14 protein-coding genes and 1 tRNA gene are annotated in these 17,502 nt (G+C 60.2%); 1 reads left to right on the top strand and 14 read right to left on the bottom strand.

Going from position 1 to position 17,502, the window contains the following annotated elements; translation table 11 throughout:
* Positions 1 to 186: 186 nt before the first annotated feature.
* From J3T92_RS08635 to J3T92_RS08570, 14 genes are all read right to left on the bottom strand, one after another.
* Positions 187 to 984, bottom strand: a complete 798-nt coding sequence (locus tag J3T92_RS08635; RefSeq protein ID WP_267401100.1) for an HNH endonuclease family protein — start codon at positions 982 to 984, stop codon at positions 187 to 189.
* 54 nt (positions 985 to 1,038) lie between these two features.
* Positions 1,039 to 1,887: an aldo/keto reductase gene (locus J3T92_RS08630; protein WP_267401099.1), complete on the bottom strand. Its 849-nt coding sequence runs from the start codon at positions 1,885 to 1,887 to the stop codon at positions 1,039 to 1,041.
* A 127-nt stretch (positions 1,888 to 2,014) separates the two neighbouring features.
* Positions 2,015 to 3,103 carry a class C sortase gene (locus J3T92_RS08625; RefSeq protein ID WP_267401098.1) on the bottom strand — a complete coding sequence of 363 codons (1,089 nt, stop codon included), beginning with the start codon at positions 3,101 to 3,103 and terminating at the stop codon, positions 2,015 to 2,017.
* Positions 3,104 to 3,658: 555 nt separating this feature from the next.
* Positions 3,659 to 4,486, bottom strand: a complete 828-nt coding sequence (locus tag J3T92_RS08620) for a hypothetical protein (protein WP_267401097.1) — start codon at positions 4,484 to 4,486, stop codon at positions 3,659 to 3,661.
* Between the two features lie 195 nt (positions 4,487 to 4,681).
* Positions 4,682 to 6,679 (bottom strand): LPXTG cell wall anchor domain-containing protein, encoded by a 1,998-nt coding sequence (locus J3T92_RS08615; protein ID WP_267401095.1) that lies wholly within the window; start codon positions 6,677 to 6,679, stop codon positions 4,682 to 4,684.
* Positions 6,680 to 6,922: 243 nt separating this feature from the next.
* Positions 6,923 to 8,437, bottom strand: a complete 1,515-nt coding sequence (gene araA / locus J3T92_RS08610) for an L-arabinose isomerase (RefSeq protein WP_267401094.1) — start codon at positions 8,435 to 8,437, stop codon at positions 6,923 to 6,925.
* 48 nt (positions 8,438 to 8,485) lie between these two features.
* Positions 8,486 to 9,178 carry an L-ribulose-5-phosphate 4-epimerase gene (locus J3T92_RS08605; protein ID WP_220236884.1) on the bottom strand — a complete coding sequence of 231 codons (693 nt, stop codon included), beginning with the start codon at positions 9,176 to 9,178 and terminating at the stop codon, positions 8,486 to 8,488.
* Between the two features lie 67 nt (positions 9,179 to 9,245).
* Positions 9,246 to 10,859: a xylulokinase gene (locus J3T92_RS08600; protein WP_267401093.1), complete on the bottom strand. Its 1,614-nt coding sequence runs from the start codon at positions 10,857 to 10,859 to the stop codon at positions 9,246 to 9,248.
* Between the two features lie 103 nt (positions 10,860 to 10,962).
* Positions 10,963 to 12,084, bottom strand: a complete 1,122-nt coding sequence (locus J3T92_RS08595; protein ID WP_267401092.1) for a LacI family DNA-binding transcriptional regulator — start codon at positions 12,082 to 12,084, stop codon at positions 10,963 to 10,965.
* Positions 12,085 to 12,122: 38 nt separating this feature from the next.
* On the bottom strand, positions 12,123 to 12,830 hold the full coding sequence (locus tag J3T92_RS08590; RefSeq protein ID WP_267401091.1) for a ribonuclease HII: 708 nt from the start codon (positions 12,828 to 12,830) through the stop codon (positions 12,123 to 12,125).
* A gap of 7 nt (positions 12,831 to 12,837) precedes the next feature.
* The gene (gene lepB / locus J3T92_RS08585) at positions 12,838 to 13,602 is read right to left on the bottom strand and encodes a signal peptidase I (protein ID WP_267401090.1); all 765 of its coding nucleotides are present in this window, start codon (positions 13,600 to 13,602) and stop codon (positions 12,838 to 12,840) included.
* A gap of 143 nt (positions 13,603 to 13,745) precedes the next feature.
* Positions 13,746 to 14,117 (bottom strand): 50S ribosomal protein L19, encoded by a 372-nt coding sequence (rplS, locus tag J3T92_RS08580; protein WP_220236880.1) that lies wholly within the window; start codon positions 14,115 to 14,117, stop codon positions 13,746 to 13,748.
* Positions 14,118 to 14,339: 222 nt separating this feature from the next.
* Positions 14,340 to 16,037: a glucose-6-phosphate isomerase gene (pgi, locus tag J3T92_RS08575; RefSeq protein WP_267401088.1), complete on the bottom strand. Its 1,698-nt coding sequence runs from the start codon at positions 16,035 to 16,037 to the stop codon at positions 14,340 to 14,342.
* A gap of 129 nt (positions 16,038 to 16,166) precedes the next feature.
* Positions 16,167 to 17,291, bottom strand: a complete 1,125-nt coding sequence (locus J3T92_RS08570; RefSeq protein ID WP_267401086.1) for a mannose-1-phosphate guanylyltransferase — start codon at positions 17,289 to 17,291, stop codon at positions 16,167 to 16,169.
* Between the two features lie 121 nt (positions 17,292 to 17,412).
* Here J3T92_RS08570 and J3T92_RS08565 point away from each other — a divergent pair.
* Positions 17,413 to 17,485: transfer RNA gene (locus J3T92_RS08565), tRNA-Thr, on the top strand.
* Positions 17,486 to 17,502 lie beyond the last annotated feature (17 nt).

Raw genomic sequence — 17,502 nt, 5'->3', positions numbered from 1 at the left:
TGATACAACTGTGTATCAACCTCCGATCATTTTACCACACCAGAACAGGCCCGGATCAAAGCAGGGGGGGGGGGGGGAGAGAGAGAGAGAAGCAGTAGAACGAAGGAGGAGAGGGATTGTGACGATCCTATACGAGCAGACCCGTCCATCGCGGTCTGTTTCCGCCTATCAGGGAAAGGCCAGCAATCAGCGATCCTGCGGAAGGGGCTGGCCCGGGCAGGTATGCAGAACGGCCAGCATGGCCTGCTTTTCCGAGCTTGTGACGCTCAGGGAGTACTTGTCCTTGACTGCTATCTGACGGGCTACATAGGAGCACTGATAGTCCTTGTTCTCGGGCAACCAGTAGTCGGCCGAAGCACTCCCCTTGGCCTGGTTGGCCGGGCCGTCCACGGCAAGGAGATTGTAGGGGTCGTTGCCAAAACGGTAACGGCGGGCCGTGTCCCATTTGCTGGCTCCTGACCGCCAGGCATTCTCCAGGGCGACCACGTGGTCGATCTGCACAGCCGAGCTAGTCTTAGGGCCTCTGATAAATTCAATGGTCCGCCCAGTGTAGGGGTCCTGCAGACGGCCACTGGCCACCTTGCAACCGCCGGGGGTGGTGGTGCGCAGATCAGTCAGATCGCGAGTCAGCACATCCTCTCGCACATTGCAGCCGTTGCCGTCCTCATCGGTCTCCTTGAAGCCGAAAGCCTCGCGCCGGTACTGGCGGCCCGGTCGGGCATGATCGTCCACTGTCAAACCCTGCAGGGTCTGGGCCGCATCGCCGGTTGCCGTATATCGGCCGGTCAGCCGTCCGACTCCACCATTGACCCTTGGCAATATCAGGCCGATAGTGATGCCCAAGACCACAGCCACCACCAGAAGGATCAACACACGTTCCGTCAGCGATTCGCGACGAAAGCGGGCCGGGGCGGGATTCCTCAATGTCGAACCGTACCGGCCGCGGCTCCGATATCGATGTCTTCTGCGCCTCGAATCGGTCATCTGCCGCTAATACCTCCTATGCCGGCTGCATGCATGAAATCTCCATCATAGCGCTCAGGCATAGGCGTAAGTCATTGGGTCGTGTCCTGCACGCACCGGAGTGTCCATGGCATCGATGGAGGCATGCTCCTCAGAGGTCAGACTGAAACCGAACAGGTCCAAGTTCTCCGCCTGCCTTTTCCTGTGGACGGACTTGGGGATGATGATGGTTCCGTTCTCGATGTGCCAGCGGAGTACCACCTGGGCCGGCGTAACCCCGTGGGCCTGGGCGATTTTCTCCAGTCTTCCGCCGCCGACTGTCAGGTCTGCGCCGCGCGCCAATGGCGAGTATGCCTGGACGGCGATGCCGTGTTCCTTGCAGAAAGCCGTCACTGTGCGCTGCTGCCAGCTGGGATGCAGTTCGATCTGATCCACGGCAGGGTATTCCCCCGTCTCCCGGTGCAGCCTTTCCAGATGCTCAGGCAGAAAGTTGCAGACCCCCAGAGTCCGCACTCGCCTCTCATCACGCAGCCGATGGAATGCGCTCCAGACCTGGTCGGCCCGCCAATCAAAGGGGGTGGGCCAGTGGATCATATACATGTCGACATAGTCAGTGCCCAGCAGGGCCAGCTGGCGGTCGAACGCCCGAAGAGCACTGTCGTAGCCCTGTTCGGAGTCACGCAGTTTGGTGGTCAGCCACAGGCGAGCACGCTCAGGGCCACTCTGACAGCCGAAAGCCCTGAGACCACGGCCCACCCCGCCTTCATTGCGGTAGCCCGCCGCGGTGTCGATGTGGCGATAACCCAATTCCAAGGCAGAGCGCACCGCCCCAGCGGTCTGATCATCGTCGATTCTGAGCACGCCCAAGCCCACCTGCGGAATGCGGTTGCCGTCAGACAAAAGAACGTCAGGGACTGCTGCCATGGTCCACACCTTCCATGATGCAGCCCGGCAGTCTGCCGGGCCATGCTCGCTCCATTCTAGAGCCGGGGAAGAGCCGGACCCGGACAGAACTGATACCTGTGGTCAAACATGCTTCCCCATGCACCAGCTAGAATTTGGCGATGCCGAAGAAGTACAGCAGGTGGGTGTCGAACCAGTGATAGCCAAGGTCGAATACAGGCAGGAAGCCGATCCGCATCATCATGCCGACCGAGCCCCAGGCGAAGAACAGACAGAGCAGAGCCAGCAGCCACATGAGTGCGCTGCAGATCCGCCGTGTTTTGATCAACCGGCGACGACGGGTGGCTTCGGCTCGGGTCTTCTGCTCATGGCTGACCATGATCGTGGCCAGTGGCTCCCCCACGGTTCCGGATCCTGTGGCCCGAGACACCAGATGCTCCATCTGCTCCAGGTCTTGACGGCAGCTGCGCCGGCGGCGCGAGAGCAGGTACCAGCCCACAAGGCTGGCCGCAAACAGGGCAAGGAGCACCCAGACCATGTAGATGGGCGCCCCCTCAGGTTGAGTGGGGGGTACATCATCACCGATATAATGCCCACGCACGATCAGTCGGTGGGAGTTGACGCCATAGGGATAGCAGGTCAACAGGGTCACGTAGTTGGAATTCTGGCTTGGCTGCAGTGCGCTGACATCGGTAGGCAAGATGACCTTAATCTGGTCCACCTTGTAGCTCATGTGCCGTTTGAGCACTCGTATCTGGAAAACATCCCCCTTGCGCAACTGGGTCAGGTTGTCGAAAAGCATGTACCCGACCTCACCGGTATGCCCGGTGATGACGGCATGGATGGTTCGGTTGTCTGTAGGCACGTGGGTCGTGGCAATATGTCCTGTGCCGTCCTTGAGCACCGCATCACTTGTTCCATGGCGCACGGGCAGCTTGACATTGATTTTGGGGATCTCCACATAGGCCATCATGCCCTTGCCGTCCACATTGAGGATCTTGTAGTAGCGACCCAGTGGTTCCTTGACTTCCTTGTACTTGAAGGGGTCCCTCAGCGTAGGCTTGCCTAATTCCTCGTCGTACTTCTTGGCATCGCGCCACATGGCTTTGCGCTGTGCAGGCGAGAGTGCATCCACGATCTGATCGTAGTTGTCGACTGCGGCGGAATCCTTGGAATAGTTCACGTAAGCTGCCAGCAACGGATAGAGGAAGATTGCCAGACCAATCAGGAAAGCCAAGGTCTCCAGGAGGCCGAACCCTCGCCCTGACTTGCTGGCCTTGCCATTGTTCTTAGCTTGTTTGGACGCAGCCGCAGTTGTCTGGCCTGCGTCCTGAGCATGATTTCCTGAAACAATAATTATAGGAGCCGACGTGGTAGCTTGGACAGGAACCGGCGCTGGAGCTGCTATTGCATCTGAATTATCCGACTCTACAGCTCTGCGATCCTCAGGTGTTGCCGAAGGTGGATAGGAAGGGGGTACATCGGAACTTGGAGCATAGGCAGGCGGCATATCCGCTTGCACAGCAGGCTTTTCTAATGAGGACGATACTGTCGGAATGGACTCATATGCTACATCACCGTTGCCGGTGGCATTTACTGGGCTGATAGTAGCCGAGTCAGTGTTCTGGTCCATCTATAGCCTTCCTCGTACTGCGCTTCCTATAGTCCAGTTGCCAGTTTTTTGACATATAAAAACCGGCGGTACCTGTATGATACCGCCGGTTTTTACGCATCCTCACAGATGCCTACGATGCCATTTGGTGGCAACATGCCGACATCGCCATGAGAATACCTAGCGTTCATCCCGGTTCCAGGATCGTGCAACTACCCCCAAGTAGATGCCCATCATGGCCAGAATCATAAGCAAAATGCCAGGCGCCACCATGGATGCACCGGTAGCTGCCAGTTTGCCTGGCCCAGATCGCACCACTGGCACGACCTGAGGCACGTCCACAAGCTTGGGGCTTATAGTCACATCATAAAGCGGATGGACCTCCCCCTGCTCGCGGTAGAGCGGCAACTGTACAACTACAGGGTCGGCTTTTACCTTTGCATTCTTAGGTGTGGCTACCATAGTGACCAACCAGTACGAAGCGTGGAAGTAGTCGCCATCAAAAACAGCCGGGCTGCCTCCGGTCAGGCTGGATGCGTCTGAATCGAGATTGGCCCCAGTAAGCCAAACACCTTGCGATTTCGCCTCTGACGCATTGGTTATAGTGCCTTCTTGATCAGAGACACCGTAATATTCAGCGGGTTGCGACTTGTCTTTGAAAGCATCTGGATTGGCTGCCACCTCGTTGCTGATGGCCGCTTGTGCCTTATCAGCGCCTGGATTATGGTCAAGTGCCTCCACCCGGCTCTTGAGAGTACCTGCATCCAGTCTTAGGGCACGAAAGACGTACCCTGCTCCAGCAGATACAGGAGCACTCGGCAGGATGTCATTCTGGCCTCCTTGACCTGAATGCCCTCTCTTGAGTTGCACCGTCAGGGTCGGGTTAACCGTCGCCGCCTCTGCCGCCGGCGTCATATCGAAAGCGGTAAGTCCTAAACAGGCCAAGGCCGCAATCAGACAAAGCAGGACCCGGCGGGTGAGGCATTTCGGCAAGGCAATTCCCTTCATAAACCTTCCCTTCCAAGGCCGCCTTTCGACGACGTGGTTGCGTCAGATCCGCTGGCCCAAATGGAATCAGACCAGCGTCCCGACATGCGCGGACCGAAGAAGATCTCAACAGTCCATATGAAAATGGCGGACGATTCACGGAGGAACCGTCCGCCATCAGGTCACCTCACATGATTCTTGATATGACCGTGATCATCAGGCCCGGGCGGCGTTATTGCGCCGATTGCGGGCGTAGAGGGCACCACCCATGATCAGGGCGCCGACAACCAGCAGCAGCAGGATGCCGCGACCACCAGTCAAAGGCAGGGCCAGAGGCGCATCACTGTCAGTGGTCTTGTAGTGAGCCAGATACTTACTGATTGCCACATTGTTGAACTTCATCTGAGTATCGGCTGGCACCTCACTTGCAGGCGCATCAAAATGGCCGAAGTCCAGCTTCGAGTAGTCTGGCTGCACAGTAGCGTTACTGCCATACTTCTGAACGATGGCTTCCTCAGTCAAGCCGGCATCCTTATAAGTTACAGTTCCCAAGGGTATACCAGGGTTACGCCAACCTTGTGGCGTCTTAGTTTCAACCAACATCCAGCTTGTATTTTGGACTGTCTTGTCGGCTGCTTTTGCAGTAGTAGATCCGACTTCGAAGATAGGCAATGCCGCGAAGACTACCAGGCCCTTATCGTTGGCAGTAGCCTTATAAACCTGAACACCGTCAGGAAGGGTATCCTTCGAGCCATAGAAGTTACCATCCGAACCCAAGTATTTATCTGTCGAATTGGCATCCTTAACAAGACGATATTCTGTACCGGGCAAAGCTCCATACTTTGGATTCTGATTCTTACTCTGCACAGAACCAAAAGCTAACACTGCATTGGTAACGTTTGTATGAGATGGGACAGGTTCCAGTGGATCGCCGTTAGAATCCTTGTTTTCACTAAAGTCGGATGCTGCATCGTTGACTACACCACCAGTACCTGTAGAATCACCATCTCCTGTAACCAATGCATCATAGGTGACTTCAAGCTCCATCACTGATGCTTCGACAGTCTGCGCTTTTGAAACTCCGCTTTTGGTAAAGAAATTGAATACCCAGTAAGTCACATTAGCCGAAGGCGCATCTGCAAACATCTTCTGATCTGCAGCATTCAGACGAGCGGGATTTGCATTAGTACTTGTATCTGAATCGAAATCAGTTGCGTTTACCAGTGGTACCACCTTACCATCAGCGCTCCGAATGACAGCCTTGATGGTGGCTGGGTCGCCCTTCAGCGAGCTAGACATACGATCAGCAAGCCTCACATCAGAGCCAGTACCACCCAATTCCTGGACGTCAAGCTTCCCGTCATTCTTAGCACGGGCACTACCTTCATTGTAGATCTTCTGAGACAGCTTGTATGTAATCGTATCACCCGCAGTCGCTGTGGTTTGACTCTTGACTGCACCGTTTTTACTCTTCACGCTTTGCACAGTCTTAGCGAAAGACTGTGTATTGACATTCTTGGGATACAGGTGCAGGTGATATATAAAACCACGAGTCTGGTTTGCATCCGATCCATTAGTTGCATAAGGCAGACCGAAGAACGAGTTTGCTGCAGCCTTGTACTTCGTCTTGTCAAGCTTGTGTGGGTTGCTGTCGAGGAAAGCAGGAGAAAGGTCCTTGTTCTCAGACAGGATATAGTAATGATTGGGGCCTGCGGGGAAAGTCGCTGCTGTGCTAGTTGCTGTCCCGTCTGCATTGCCTGCGTACCATTTATCAATGACACCATGGCCGTCAGTCACACCAGCAAATAGCGTGCTACCACTCTTAACAGTGTAGGTTTCAGCGTTATTTGCATCGATATCAGCTAAACTCTTGCCTTCTGTTGGCTCGACTTCTTTAACATTAAACAGAATGCCTTGAGCAGGAGCCAGATCTTTATTTTTGTCCAGCTGTACGACATCATTGGCTGAACCGGTAGGCGCATAGCCGTCATTCAGCGACAGATACTTGGTGACAGTTAACTGAGGCACCTTGTTGGTATCCAGATCGCCTGCTACGAAGTTATCTTCAGGTGCAAATCCATAGGCATCAGCATCAGCGGCCGAAGCCTGGGTGACAGGCATGACGACCATGCCCGCCAGGAGCGTCGCTCCGGCAACCGCTAAGCCTAAAAGCTTAGGGAGCCTTGTCCCTTCATTATCTCGTTGCATGTGCATGCACGCATTCCCTTCTTTGTTAATAGGCACAGGATGGCCAGGCACATCTTCACCTCCCCAACCGTTTACTGCCCCGACTCAGGGGGGTGGGTAATATGTCAACTTTGGGACATGCCACTGTTCCCATTGCCTAATCATCACTGTACCGACAAAATATGGACAACGCAAACCGACAAGCCGAACATGCGAAGGCCCCGCCATGCTCTGTGGTCGGGGCCTTGCAGTCTTTCCAGGAACGGGGGCTCAGTGCCGGTTGTCCAGCCGATGGTAGAGCTCGGCTGCTCGCAGGTCGGCCTCGAAACGTCTGGGTTCGCTGTTTTCGTCAATGACGGCCAGCTCCACTCCGGCCATCCGCGCGAAGTCCTCCCAGGCCTCACGGCCCACGGTGGTGGTCATGCAGGTATGATGCGCCGCACCAGCGCGCAGCCAGCACTCAGCCGAGACCTTGAGCGAGGGCCGGGGCTTCCAGAGTGCACGGGCCACAGGCAGCTTGGCCAGGGATCCGCCGGGCTCAACCACATCCACCACGTTCATGACCAGGCGGAAGCGTTCACGTACATCCGCCAGGGAAATGACCACGGCATCCGTGCAGGGTGTGGCCGTGAAGACCAGACGCACAGGGTCCTCTCTGTCGCCAATGGACAGCGGGTGGATCTCCAGGCGGGGCCGCCCCTCGGTCAGCAGCGTGGGCGAGACCTCCAGCATGTGGGCGCCCATGATCTCCTCGTGACCTGGCACAAAGTTATAGGAGTAATCCTCCATGAGCGAGCAGCCGCCCTTGAGCCCATAGCCCATGACGTTGCCGATACGGATCAGAACCGAGGTCTTCCAATCGCCCTCTGCCGAGAATCCATACCCGTCAGCCATCAGCCGCTGGGCCCCCACGCCGGGCAGCTGATGCAGACCACCCAGATCCTGGAAGTTGTCCACGGCGGCCGAGGCGCCCACCTCCTCCATCATGGCGCGCATGCCGAGCTCCTCGCGGGCGGCCACAGCCAGCGAGTCGTACCGGGAGTCCAGAAGTTCGGGAGCCACCTCATAGCTGTTCTTGTAGTCCTCGATCAGATCCTTGACCTGGTCGTCAGCGACGGCGTTCACATGGTCTACCAACTCATTGACCGGCCAGGTGTTGACGGAGACTCCGAAGACCCGCTCGGCTTCGGTCTTGTCGCCCTCGGTGACGGCGACATCGCGCATGTTGTCGCCCCAGCGGCAGACCTTCATGTTGTTGGCGGCGTCCCAGCCGGCGCAGGCGCGCGCCCAGACGCCGATCTTGTCGGCGACCTCGGGATCGGTGTAATGGCCGACCACGATCTTGCGCGGGATCCCCAGCCTGGTCAGGATGTAGCCAAACTCCCGGTCTCCATGGGCCGATTGGTTCAGGTTCATGAAGTCCATGTCAATGGTGTCCCAGGGGATCTCCATATGGTGCTGGGTGTTCAGCTGCAGGAGCGGCTTGCGCAGCCTCTCCAGGCCACGGATCCACATCTTGGCCGGGCTGAAGGTATGCATCCAGGCCACCACGCCGATGCAGGCAGGGTCCGAAGAGGCCTCGACCATGAAGTTCAGGATGGAATCAGAATCCTTCAGTGTGGGCTTCAGGACCAGCTTGACCGGGATGCGGCCGGATTCGTTGAGAGACTTGGCAATGTCCGCAGCCTGAACGCCCACCTGGCGCAGGGTCTCTTCGCCATAGAGGTCCTGGGAACCGACGGCGAACCAAAGCTCTTTGCCTTCGAATGGATTTTTCATGCTCATGCTTGCTCCTTTGCTTATGCGTTTGTGCGATGTGATTGCCCGACCGGTTCAGCGCTGGCCATAGACGTGTTGGTAGCGGTCGTTGAGCCGGGCTATGTCGGCCGGATCGATAGGCTTGGGCGTGCCGATCTGCTCAGCCGCCCAGACCGTGTGGGCCACCTCCTCGGTCATGGCGGCCGCCTTGACCGCGGCCTCAGCATCGGCTCCCACAGTGAATGGCCCATGGTTGCGCATGAGCACGGCAGGGCAGCCGGGGTGGCCCTTGAGGGTGTCGACCACACCCTTGCCGATGGCTTCCGAACCGATCAGCTCGAAGGGGCCCACGGGAACGGGACCGCCGAACTCGTCGCCCATCATGGTCAGCACGCAGGGGATGTCCCTGCCGGTGGCCGCCCAGGCGGTGGCATAGGTTGAATGGGTGTGGACCACGCCGTAGACCTCGGGCATGTGCCGATAGATATAGGCGTGGGACAGCGTATCCGAGGAAGGGGCCTCGGCGCCGTCAACCACATTGCCATCCAGATCGGTGACCACCATGGATCCCGGGGTCAGATGCTCATAGCGCACCCCCGAGGGCTTGATGACCATCAGATCGGCAGAACGCAAACGCTGCGAGACGTTGCCCGCCGTCCAGACCACCAGATTCCACCTGGTCAGCTGCGCATGGAGGGTGGCCACTTGCTCGCGCACCAGCTTCACCTCGTCGCGCACCTGGGGTGAATAATCAGCCAAAGACACCATTCTGCAACTCCTTTTCCCGGCCCGATCCCGCTGATCCGGCCGCTTGACGTTTATTTCGTTCCCTGCCTCATCCCTGCAAGGGAATGGTCTTTACGGCCGCCTGTTCGATGGGCAGGCCCTTGGCGAAGCGGCCGAAGAAGGCTCTGAAGCCTTTCACGTCGGCCGGGTCCGGCTGCTCTGTAGTGGACTGAACGCCCGCAAAGACATTGGCGTCCAGGTAATCGGCCAGCGTCTGGTCGGCATGGCCCAGGTAGTCGGCCAGGACGGCCATGCCCCATGCGCCCCCCTCGACCGCTGTAGACATAACCTTGATGGGGGCGTTGAAGGCAGCCGCCAGGATCCGCTGAGCCACCACAGGGGTGGCGAAGATGCCGCCGTGACCGACCATGGTATCCACCTGGACATGCTCCTGGCGGGTCATCACATCCATGCCGATGGTGACCGGCGAGAAAGCCGAATAGAGCTGGGCCCGCATGAAGTTGGCCAGGGTCATCCGCCCCTCGGGGCCGCGTGCAAAGACCGGGCGGCCCTCCTCCAGGCCAGCCAGGAACTCCCCGGAATAGAAGCAGTAGTTGATCAGCCCGCCGGCATCCTTGTCACCCTGGAGCGCCTGGTTGAACAATGCGGCGTAGAGCGCATCCCCCTTCAGGTCCAGGCCGACCACCTTGGCGAAGTCTCCGAACAAGCCCACCCAGGCGTTCAGATCCGAGGTGAAATTGTTGGCGTGGCTCATGCCGGCCGGATCTCCAGCCGGGGTGGTGACCGGATCCACCTCGGGATGGAAATCGCGCAGGGGATGCTCCAGGACCACCATGGCAAAGATGGACGTGCCTGCAGACACGTTCCCGGTGCGGGGGCGGACCGCGTTGGTCGCCACCATGCCGGTTCCAGCATCGCCCTCGGGCGGCGCCATGGGCACGCCGGGCTGCAGCCGGCCGCTGGGATCCAGCAGGGCGGCGCCCTCGGAGGTCAGTGCGCCCGCCCGGCTGCCGGCGGTCAGCGGCTCAGGCAGCAGGTCGTGGATGTCCCAGGGCTGCGCCTGAACCCGGGGCAGCTTGGAGAAGATGTCCAGCAGGCTCTGATCGAACTCCTTGCGGGAGGAATCGATGGGGAACATGCCCGAAGCGTCGCCGATGCCGATGACCTTGCGGCCGGAGAGCCTCCAGTGCATATAGCCGGCCAGCGTGGTGATGTAGGCCACCCTGGGCACATGCTCCTCGCCGTTCAGGATGGCCTGGTAGAGGTGGGCGATGGACCAGCGTTCGGGAATGTTGATCCTGAAGGCCTTTGACAGGGCCTCGTGGGCCTGGCGGGTGTTGGTGTTGCGCCAGGTGCGGAAGGGCACCAGCAACCGGCCGTCCTTGTCGAAGGCCAGATAGCCGTGCATCATGGCCGATATCCCCATGGCGCCGATCCTGGTCAGCGTCACTCCGTACCGGCGGAGGACATCCTCGGCCATGGCCGAGTAGGCCGCCTGCAGACCCTGGTGGACCTGTTCCATGGAGTAGGTCCACAGGCCATCCTTCAGCCGGTTCTCCCACTCGACGTCCCCGGTGGCCAGCGTCCGGTAGTCATGGTCGATCAGCACCGCCTTGATGCGGGTGGAACCGAATTCGATGCCCAGACTGGTCTTGCCCTCCTCCAGTTCGCTCACGATGACACCTTGCTCGCCTACCGCCATGTCTGCTCCTTTGCCTGATATGTTAACGCTCACATAATCTGGTCCCGATTGTATCCGAGACCGAAGCGACAGGCAAGCCCGGGGGAAATGCGGGCCGACGGGGTCAGAACCGCTTGACGGCGTAGCCTAGCGACCGACGCGGAACCACATCCGCCTTGATAAGCCCCACCCCATGACGGGTGACGGGAAAGTCCACCGGCTGGCCCTGGTGGAGCAGAGCCAGAACCTGCCGCATGGTGGCCACCCCCAGATCCTCGAAGCGGGGACGAACCGTGGCCAGCGGCGGAAACATATTATCCACAGTGGGAACGTCGTCGAAACCCACCAGACTTATGTCCCCTGGAATGCGGATGCCGTGCTCCTGCAGGGACCGGGCCACGCCCACAGCCTGGTTGTCGTTGGCGGTGACCACAGCCGAGGGCAGGGAGGCGCCGCTCATGCCCCGCTGATCGATCAGTTGGTTCATCAGCATGTAGGACTCCCCCGCCTCCCAACTGCGGGCATGGACCACGGCCGTCCGAATGCGGCAGCGGGCGCATGCCACCTTCCAGGAGGCCAGTCGCGTGGCCGCATCTCGCCACTGCGAAGGACCGGCCATGTACAGCACCCGCCGATGGCCCCGGGAGACCAGCAGCCGGGCCAGACGCTGGACGGCACCCCACTGGTCGATTCCAGTCAGGGCTATCCGTCCGTCGCCCCGCCTGTGACCCAGGGCCTCCTCGACGCTGGTGATGCCATGCGTGGAAGTGACGATGACCCGGGGCTGACCTACCTCTGTTTGGCAGGCGGCCTGGAACATGGTGTCGGTGGGCGTCAGAAAAATGAAGGCATCCACATTCTGCTCAAGGAAGGTGCCGCAGAGCTCCTGAAAACCCCTAAGAGTGCAGGCCGACTCGTCCACCATCATGACCGACATGAACAGACCATGGGAACGGGCCACGGTCTCGATGGCCGTAATCGACGAGACAGGCCCAAAGAGACTGACGCCGCCAGCCACCAGACCGATGGTCCTGCTGCGGCTGGAAGCCAGTGCCCGCGCCGAGTTGCTGGGTCGGTAGCCCAGCTTCCTGATGGCCTGCTGGACCTTGAACCGGGTAGCAGGTGAGACATCCTTGGAATTGTTGATGACTCTGGACACGGTCTGGTGGGAGACCCCGGCCAGCCGTGCGACCTCGAACATGGAGGGGCGCTTGGACCGTGAATTGCCGCCGCTGCCTGCGGGCATATGACCTTCTTCCGATAGCCGTGTCGACCGTTCCGATATTAGCTCCCGCCGGGACTGGACGAGGGCAGATGCCAGCTGACACGATGCAGACGGCTGGGCCCCAGACGGCGAATGGCCTCCAGGTGGGCAGGCGCCCCATACCCCTTGTTGCGCTCCCACTGGTATGGGGCCAGGGCTGGATCGGAGGCGGCCAGCCGAACCATAAGCCGGTCACGGGTGACCTTAGCGATGACCGCTGCGCAGGCCACACTGGCGCAGTGGGCGTCGCCCTTGACCTGTGTGGAAACCTTGGGCAGAACCGGAAGGTCGGGTGCGTCAAAGCTATCGGCGGCCAAGGTGATGTAGTCGTGGGGGCCGTCAAGGATGGCGGCCAGCCGGCAGCCAGGCCCCAGGCCCATCCCATGCTCCAATTCGGCCAGTGCACGCAGGGCGGCGATGCCCAGGGCATGAACGATGCCCCACTGGTCGATCTCATGGTTGGAGCAGGCCCCCACCGCCCAGCCAGCAGCCCAGTCCTCAAGATCACGGTACATGGCCAGCCGACACGCAGGGGTCAGCATCTTGGAGTCCGCCACCCCCTCAGGGACTGTCAAATGAGGCAGGTCAGCGGACCGGACCGCCACCACGCCGACCATGGCCGGGCCTGCCAGGGCACCGCGGCCGACCTCATCAAGGCCCAGCACATACTCAGCTCCCTGGTCAGCTAGAGCAGCCTCGGTCGCCAGGGTCGGCAGGATCCGCCTCACAGTCGGTTCAGTCCTGCGTCGGCTCGGGCACGGCGTCGAAGACCTTGTGCTGGTTGTTGAGCAGCTTCCAGCTGCCCACAGGGTAATAAGTCAGCAAACCGGTGCCCTTGATGTTCTCCATGGGGACCAGCCCATTGTGACCGTCATCCTTGTGCAGGCGGGAATCGGCGGAGTTGGAGCGATTGTCGCCCATGACGAAGACGTACCCAGGGTCCACCTTGACCTTGAAGGCAAAGGAACTGGGCTCCACTCCTGGGCGTAGGTAGGAGCTCTCATCCAAGGCGACGCCGTTGACGGTGACTGGGGCGCCATGACCCTTGCAGGCCACTGTGTCACCGGGCATGCCGATCAGGCGTTTGACCAGGTGACTGCCGCGGAAGCTTGGCGTGGACTCTTCGCCTAGCCAGTTAGCAGGGTCGGTGAAGACCACCACATCCCCTCGGCGGGGGGCCACCATGGATCTGGTCAGCCTGTGAGTGGTCAGGATTCTGTCCCCGATGCCGAGGGTGTTCTCCATGGAACCGGAGGGGATGACGTAGATGCTGAGCAAAAATATGCGCAGGATGGCGACGACGGCCAACAGGGCAACTAGCTCGAACAGAAACTCGGGTAGAAAACCGCGTTCGCCCAGCCGTGGGTGACTGCCCTTGGTGGAGCCACGTCCGCCGGGGCGGTCTAAGGCATGGCGGGGCGGCACTGGGGCTGAGGTGGCCCGTATGCCGTCCGGGTACGGGATTCCCGACGGGGTCGCTTCCTCATCCCGAAAAACCATATCCACTCCTTGCCATCAGCAGGAACCCGCACGCAAAAGATTCCGCATGCCTCATAGCGTACACACCCAAGCATGGAAAAACCCGGGAGAACTGCATCCCGGGTGTTAGCGGCCAGGCCTGGGCTGGATCGCTCGGACCGCACCTACTTGTTGGACTCGGCCTTGTTGTCACGCCGTTCGACAATGCGGGCGGCCTTGCCGTGCAGCCCACGCAGATAGTAGAGCTTGGCGCGACGGACGCGGCCGTGGCGCAGCACCTTGATGGAGTCAATCTGGGGAGAGTGCAGAGGGAAGCGGCGCTCGACGCCCACGCCGAAGCTGACCTTGCGCACCAGGATGGTCTCGCGCACGCCGGCGCCCTGGCGGGCGATCACCACGCCCGTGAAGGCCTGGATACGGGAGTTGTTGCCCTCAGTGATGTTGACGTTGACCTCGACGGTATCGCCGGGACGGAAGTCGGGGATCTGCTCCGCAGGCTTCATGTGGCTGGCGTCAAATTCCTGAATCGCGTTCATGCTGTTCCTCCATGGCCGCCGCACATCGACCCATGACATGGACCGCAACCACCAAAGGAGGCGATCCTGGACGGAACCCGACGGTCTGCCGTCGGGGGTGCCGATCCGCCGGAGCATCCGGCTGGACCTGAAAGGAAGGGAGCCCATGCGGCAGCCGCCCTTCCGGCGAATAACTCTCCGATAATATACCACAAGCCGGACCTGCAAGGGCCCGGCTGAACATCAGCGGCGATGGGCCCTGTAGAAGGCGATCAGGGACTTTGTGGACTGATCCTGTTCGGCCAGTGCCTGGTCGTCCCGGGAGATGGCCGGCGTAATTTCACGGGCCAGCTTCTTGCCCAGCTCAACGCCCCACTGGTCGAAGGAGTCAATGCCCCAGACTGTGCCCTCGGTCAGCGTGATGTGCTCGTAGAGGGCGATCAGCTCGCCCAGGGCGGCCGGAGTAAGCGCATCACCGAAAATGGATGTGGTGGGGCGGTTGCCGGTGAAGACCCGGGCCGGGACAATGGCCTCCGGAGTACCTTCGGCGCGGACCTCGTCGGCGGTTTTGCCGAAGGCCAGAGCCTTGGTCTGGGCCAGGAAGTTGGCCAGGAAGAGCTCATGCACGTCCTGGTCGCCGTCCTTGGCCGGATTGGGAGTATTGGCAAAGGCGATGAAGTCAGCGGGAATCAGGCGAGTGCCCTGGTGGATCAGCTGGTAGAAGGCATGCTGGCCGTTAGTGCCCGGCTCCCCCCAGAAGATTTCGCCGGTCAGGCTGGTCACTGGCGTGCCGTCCCAACGCACGGACTTGCCGTTGGACTCCATGGTCAGCTGCTGCAGATAGGCCGGGAAGCGGTGCAGATACTGGTCGTAGGGCAGCACGGCGTGCGAGTGGGCACCGAAGAAATTGACATACCAGACGTTGAGCAGGCCCATCAGGGCAACTACATTCCGATCCAGAGGAGTGGCGCGGAAGTAGCGATCCACGGTGTTAAAGCCCTTGAGGAACTCCTCGAAGCGGTCCGGTCCGATAGTGATGGCCAAGGAGGTGCCCACGGCGGAATCCACCGAGTACCGTCCGCCGACCCAGTTCCAGAAACCGAAGACGTTGTCCGGATCGATGCCAAAGTCGCGGACCTTGTCCAGGGCGGTTGAGACGGCGATGAAGTGTCGGCGGATGGCCTCGGCTGAGAGGTCCTCACCGTCCTTGGACAGCAGGCCACGCCCCCCTAGGCTCTTCAGGAGCCAGGCACGGGCCTGGCGGGCGTTGGTCAGTGTTTCCAGGGTGGTGAAGGTCTTGGAGACGATGATGAAGAGCGTGGTCTCCGGATCCAGGTCGCGCGTCTTCTCGGCCAGATCGTTGGGATCGATGTTGGAGATATAGCGGGCGCTGATGCCCACATCCGCATAGGGCTTCAGGGCCTCGTAAGCCATAACCGGGCCAAGGTCGGAGCCGCCGATGCCAATGTTGACCACGGTGGTGATCCGTTTGCCGGTCAGACCGGTCCAGCTGCCCGAGCGGACCTGGTCGGCAAAGGCATAGATACGCTTAAGAGTGTCGCGGACATCGCCTACCACATCCTGGCCGTCCACAACCAGCCGGCCGCGATCCTCCTCGGGGCGGCGCAGGGCTGTATGCAGAACGGCCCTGTCCTCGGTGTTGTTGATGTGCTCGCCATTGAACATGGCTTCGATCCGCTCCTCAAGGCCGACCTCGCGGCCCAGCTGGGCCAGCAGGGACAGGGTCTCGGGCCGAATCAGGTTTTTGGACAGATCAATATAGAGATCACCCAGCTCGAAGCTCAGCTTTTCGGTGCGCTGCGGGTCCTTGGCGAACCATGCGCGCAGATCGATCCCCTGGCGCTGCATGTCGTCGAAGTGCTGGTGCAAGGCCGCCCAGGCCTTGGTACTGGTAGCATCCACTGGAGGATTGATGGCCATGGTTATTTGGGTCCTTTCATGAGGTGATGCCCGTTCTACCGAGCACCCGGTTCTGTAACCCAAACTACTCACAAAAGCAGACAGAAGACAACAAAATCAGTCAATCTTCTTAACCGAGCCGAATCGCTGTCAGAGTATGTCGTCACGGCCGTACTGGGCCAGCTTGGCCACCATGTCCTTGACCTCCTGGCTGCGGGCCCGGGGGGCCACCAGGAGAGCATCGGGAGTATCGACGACGATCATGTCATTCACACCGAGAAGGGCGACCGTGCGTTCCGAGCCCGGCACGACCATGTCTCCGGCTGAATCCAAATACATGACCCGGTCAGCGTCACCCAGAATCTTGATGTTGCGCCTGTTGGATGACGGAAGCAGGCCGGCCACTGAATTGAAGTCGCCGATGTCATCCCAATCGAATCCCCCCGGAACAACCGCCACGCCGCCGGCCGCCGATAGGGGCTCGGCCACAGCATAGTCAAAGGCGATCTTCTCGATGCCCGGCCAGTGCTCCTCCATGGCCTCGCTGCGGGCCTGCTCACCCTGGTCCCAGACCTGGGCGATGGCCATGACCGCGGCGTATAGCTCCGGCTTGTAACGACGCAGGCAGTCCAGAAGCACCTGCGCCTGCATGACGAACATGCCTGCGTTCCAGCGATACTCTCCTGTGGACAGGTAGGCCTGTGCCGTAGAGGCATCCGGCTTCTCGACAAATTCGCTGACCAGACGGGCATCAGGGGCCCCGGGAATGCGATCGGCCAGGGAGGGACCTTGGTGGATGTAGCCGAAGGCGGTGGAAGGACGGGAGGCGGCGATGCCGATGGTGGTCACGTAGCCGGCGCGGGCCGCCGCCACCGCCTGTCCCACTGAGGCAGCGAATGCCTTGTCGTCACGGATGATGTGGTCTGCGGCGAAGGAGCCCACGATGATCTCCCCGCCATGTCGCTGAGCCAGCACAGCCGTAGCCAGGGCTATGGCCGCCGTGGAGTCGCGTGGAACGGGCTCAGCGAAGAGCGCGTCCGGAGCCAGTTCCGGAAGCTGCTCACGCACCTGGGCCACATGCCGCTGCCCTGTGGAGACGACCACATGGTCCGCTCCGCAGATGCCGGCCAGCCGGCCAAAGGTGCCTTGAATCATTGTTCTGCCTGACCCCAGGAGGTCATAGAGGAACTTGGGCCGGTCCTGGCGGCTCAGGGGCCAGAGCCGGGTGCCCACCCCACCGGCCGGAATGACGGCATAGAAATTATCGAGGTCCATGCCCCTATTGTGTCAAGGAGCTTGTACACCCTTGGCCCGAGGACCAAGGCGTTTTTATCCCGAGCATCCAGTATGATGAAACCTGCTGTCTTCATCCGGCCAGCCCGGAGGTAAGGCGAAGGCCACTTTAGCTCAGTTGGCAGAGCGTCTCACTCGTAATGAGAAGGTCGACAGTTCGATTCTGTCAAGTGGCTCTTTTGACAGCTGCCCT

Origin of the sequence: Bifidobacterium sp. B4081 (assembly GCF_026537335.1) — a bacterium.
In the GTDB taxonomy this organism is placed as follows: Bacteria; Actinomycetota; Actinomycetes; order Actinomycetales; family Bifidobacteriaceae; genus Bombiscardovia.
Note: the sequence above shows the minus strand (reverse complement) of the source record. Positions and strands in the feature narration are given on the sequence as shown.

Excerpts from the sequence above, each read along its gene's own strand:
- J3T92_RS08620 (WP_267401097.1), bottom strand. The coding sequence starts at position 4,486 with ATGAAGGGAATTGCCTTGCCGAAATGCCTCACCCGCCGGGTCCTGCTT.
- J3T92_RS08630 (WP_267401099.1), bottom strand. The coding sequence starts at position 1,887 with ATGGCAGCAGTCCCTGACGTTCTTTTGTCTGACGGCAACCGCATTCCG.
- rplS (WP_220236880.1), bottom strand. The coding sequence starts at position 14,117 with ATGAACGCGATTCAGGAATTTGACGCCAGCCACATGAAGCCTGCGGAG.
- J3T92_RS08615 (WP_267401095.1), bottom strand. The coding sequence starts at position 6,679 with ATGCACATGCAACGAGATAATGAAGGGACAAGGCTCCCTAAGCTTTTA.
- J3T92_RS08605 (WP_220236884.1), bottom strand. The coding sequence starts at position 9,178 with ATGGTGTCTTTGGCTGATTATTCACCCCAGGTGCGCGACGAGGTGAAG.
- J3T92_RS08635 (WP_267401100.1), bottom strand. The coding sequence starts at position 984 with ATGACCGATTCGAGGCGCAGAAGACATCGATATCGGAGCCGCGGCCGG.
- araA (WP_267401094.1), bottom strand. The coding sequence starts at position 8,437 with ATGAGCATGAAAAATCCATTCGAAGGCAAAGAGCTTTGGTTCGCCGTC.
- J3T92_RS08570 (WP_267401086.1), bottom strand. The coding sequence starts at position 17,291 with ATGGACCTCGATAATTTCTATGCCGTCATTCCGGCCGGTGGGGTGGGC.
- J3T92_RS08595 (WP_267401092.1), bottom strand. The coding sequence starts at position 12,084 with ATGCCCGCAGGCAGCGGCGGCAATTCACGGTCCAAGCGCCCCTCCATG.
- J3T92_RS08600 (WP_267401093.1), bottom strand. The coding sequence starts at position 10,859 with ATGGCGGTAGGCGAGCAAGGTGTCATCGTGAGCGAACTGGAGGAGGGC.
- pgi (WP_267401088.1), bottom strand. The coding sequence starts at position 16,037 with ATGGCCATCAATCCTCCAGTGGATGCTACCAGTACCAAGGCCTGGGCG.
- lepB (WP_267401090.1), bottom strand. The coding sequence starts at position 13,602 with ATGGTTTTTCGGGATGAGGAAGCGACCCCGTCGGGAATCCCGTACCCG.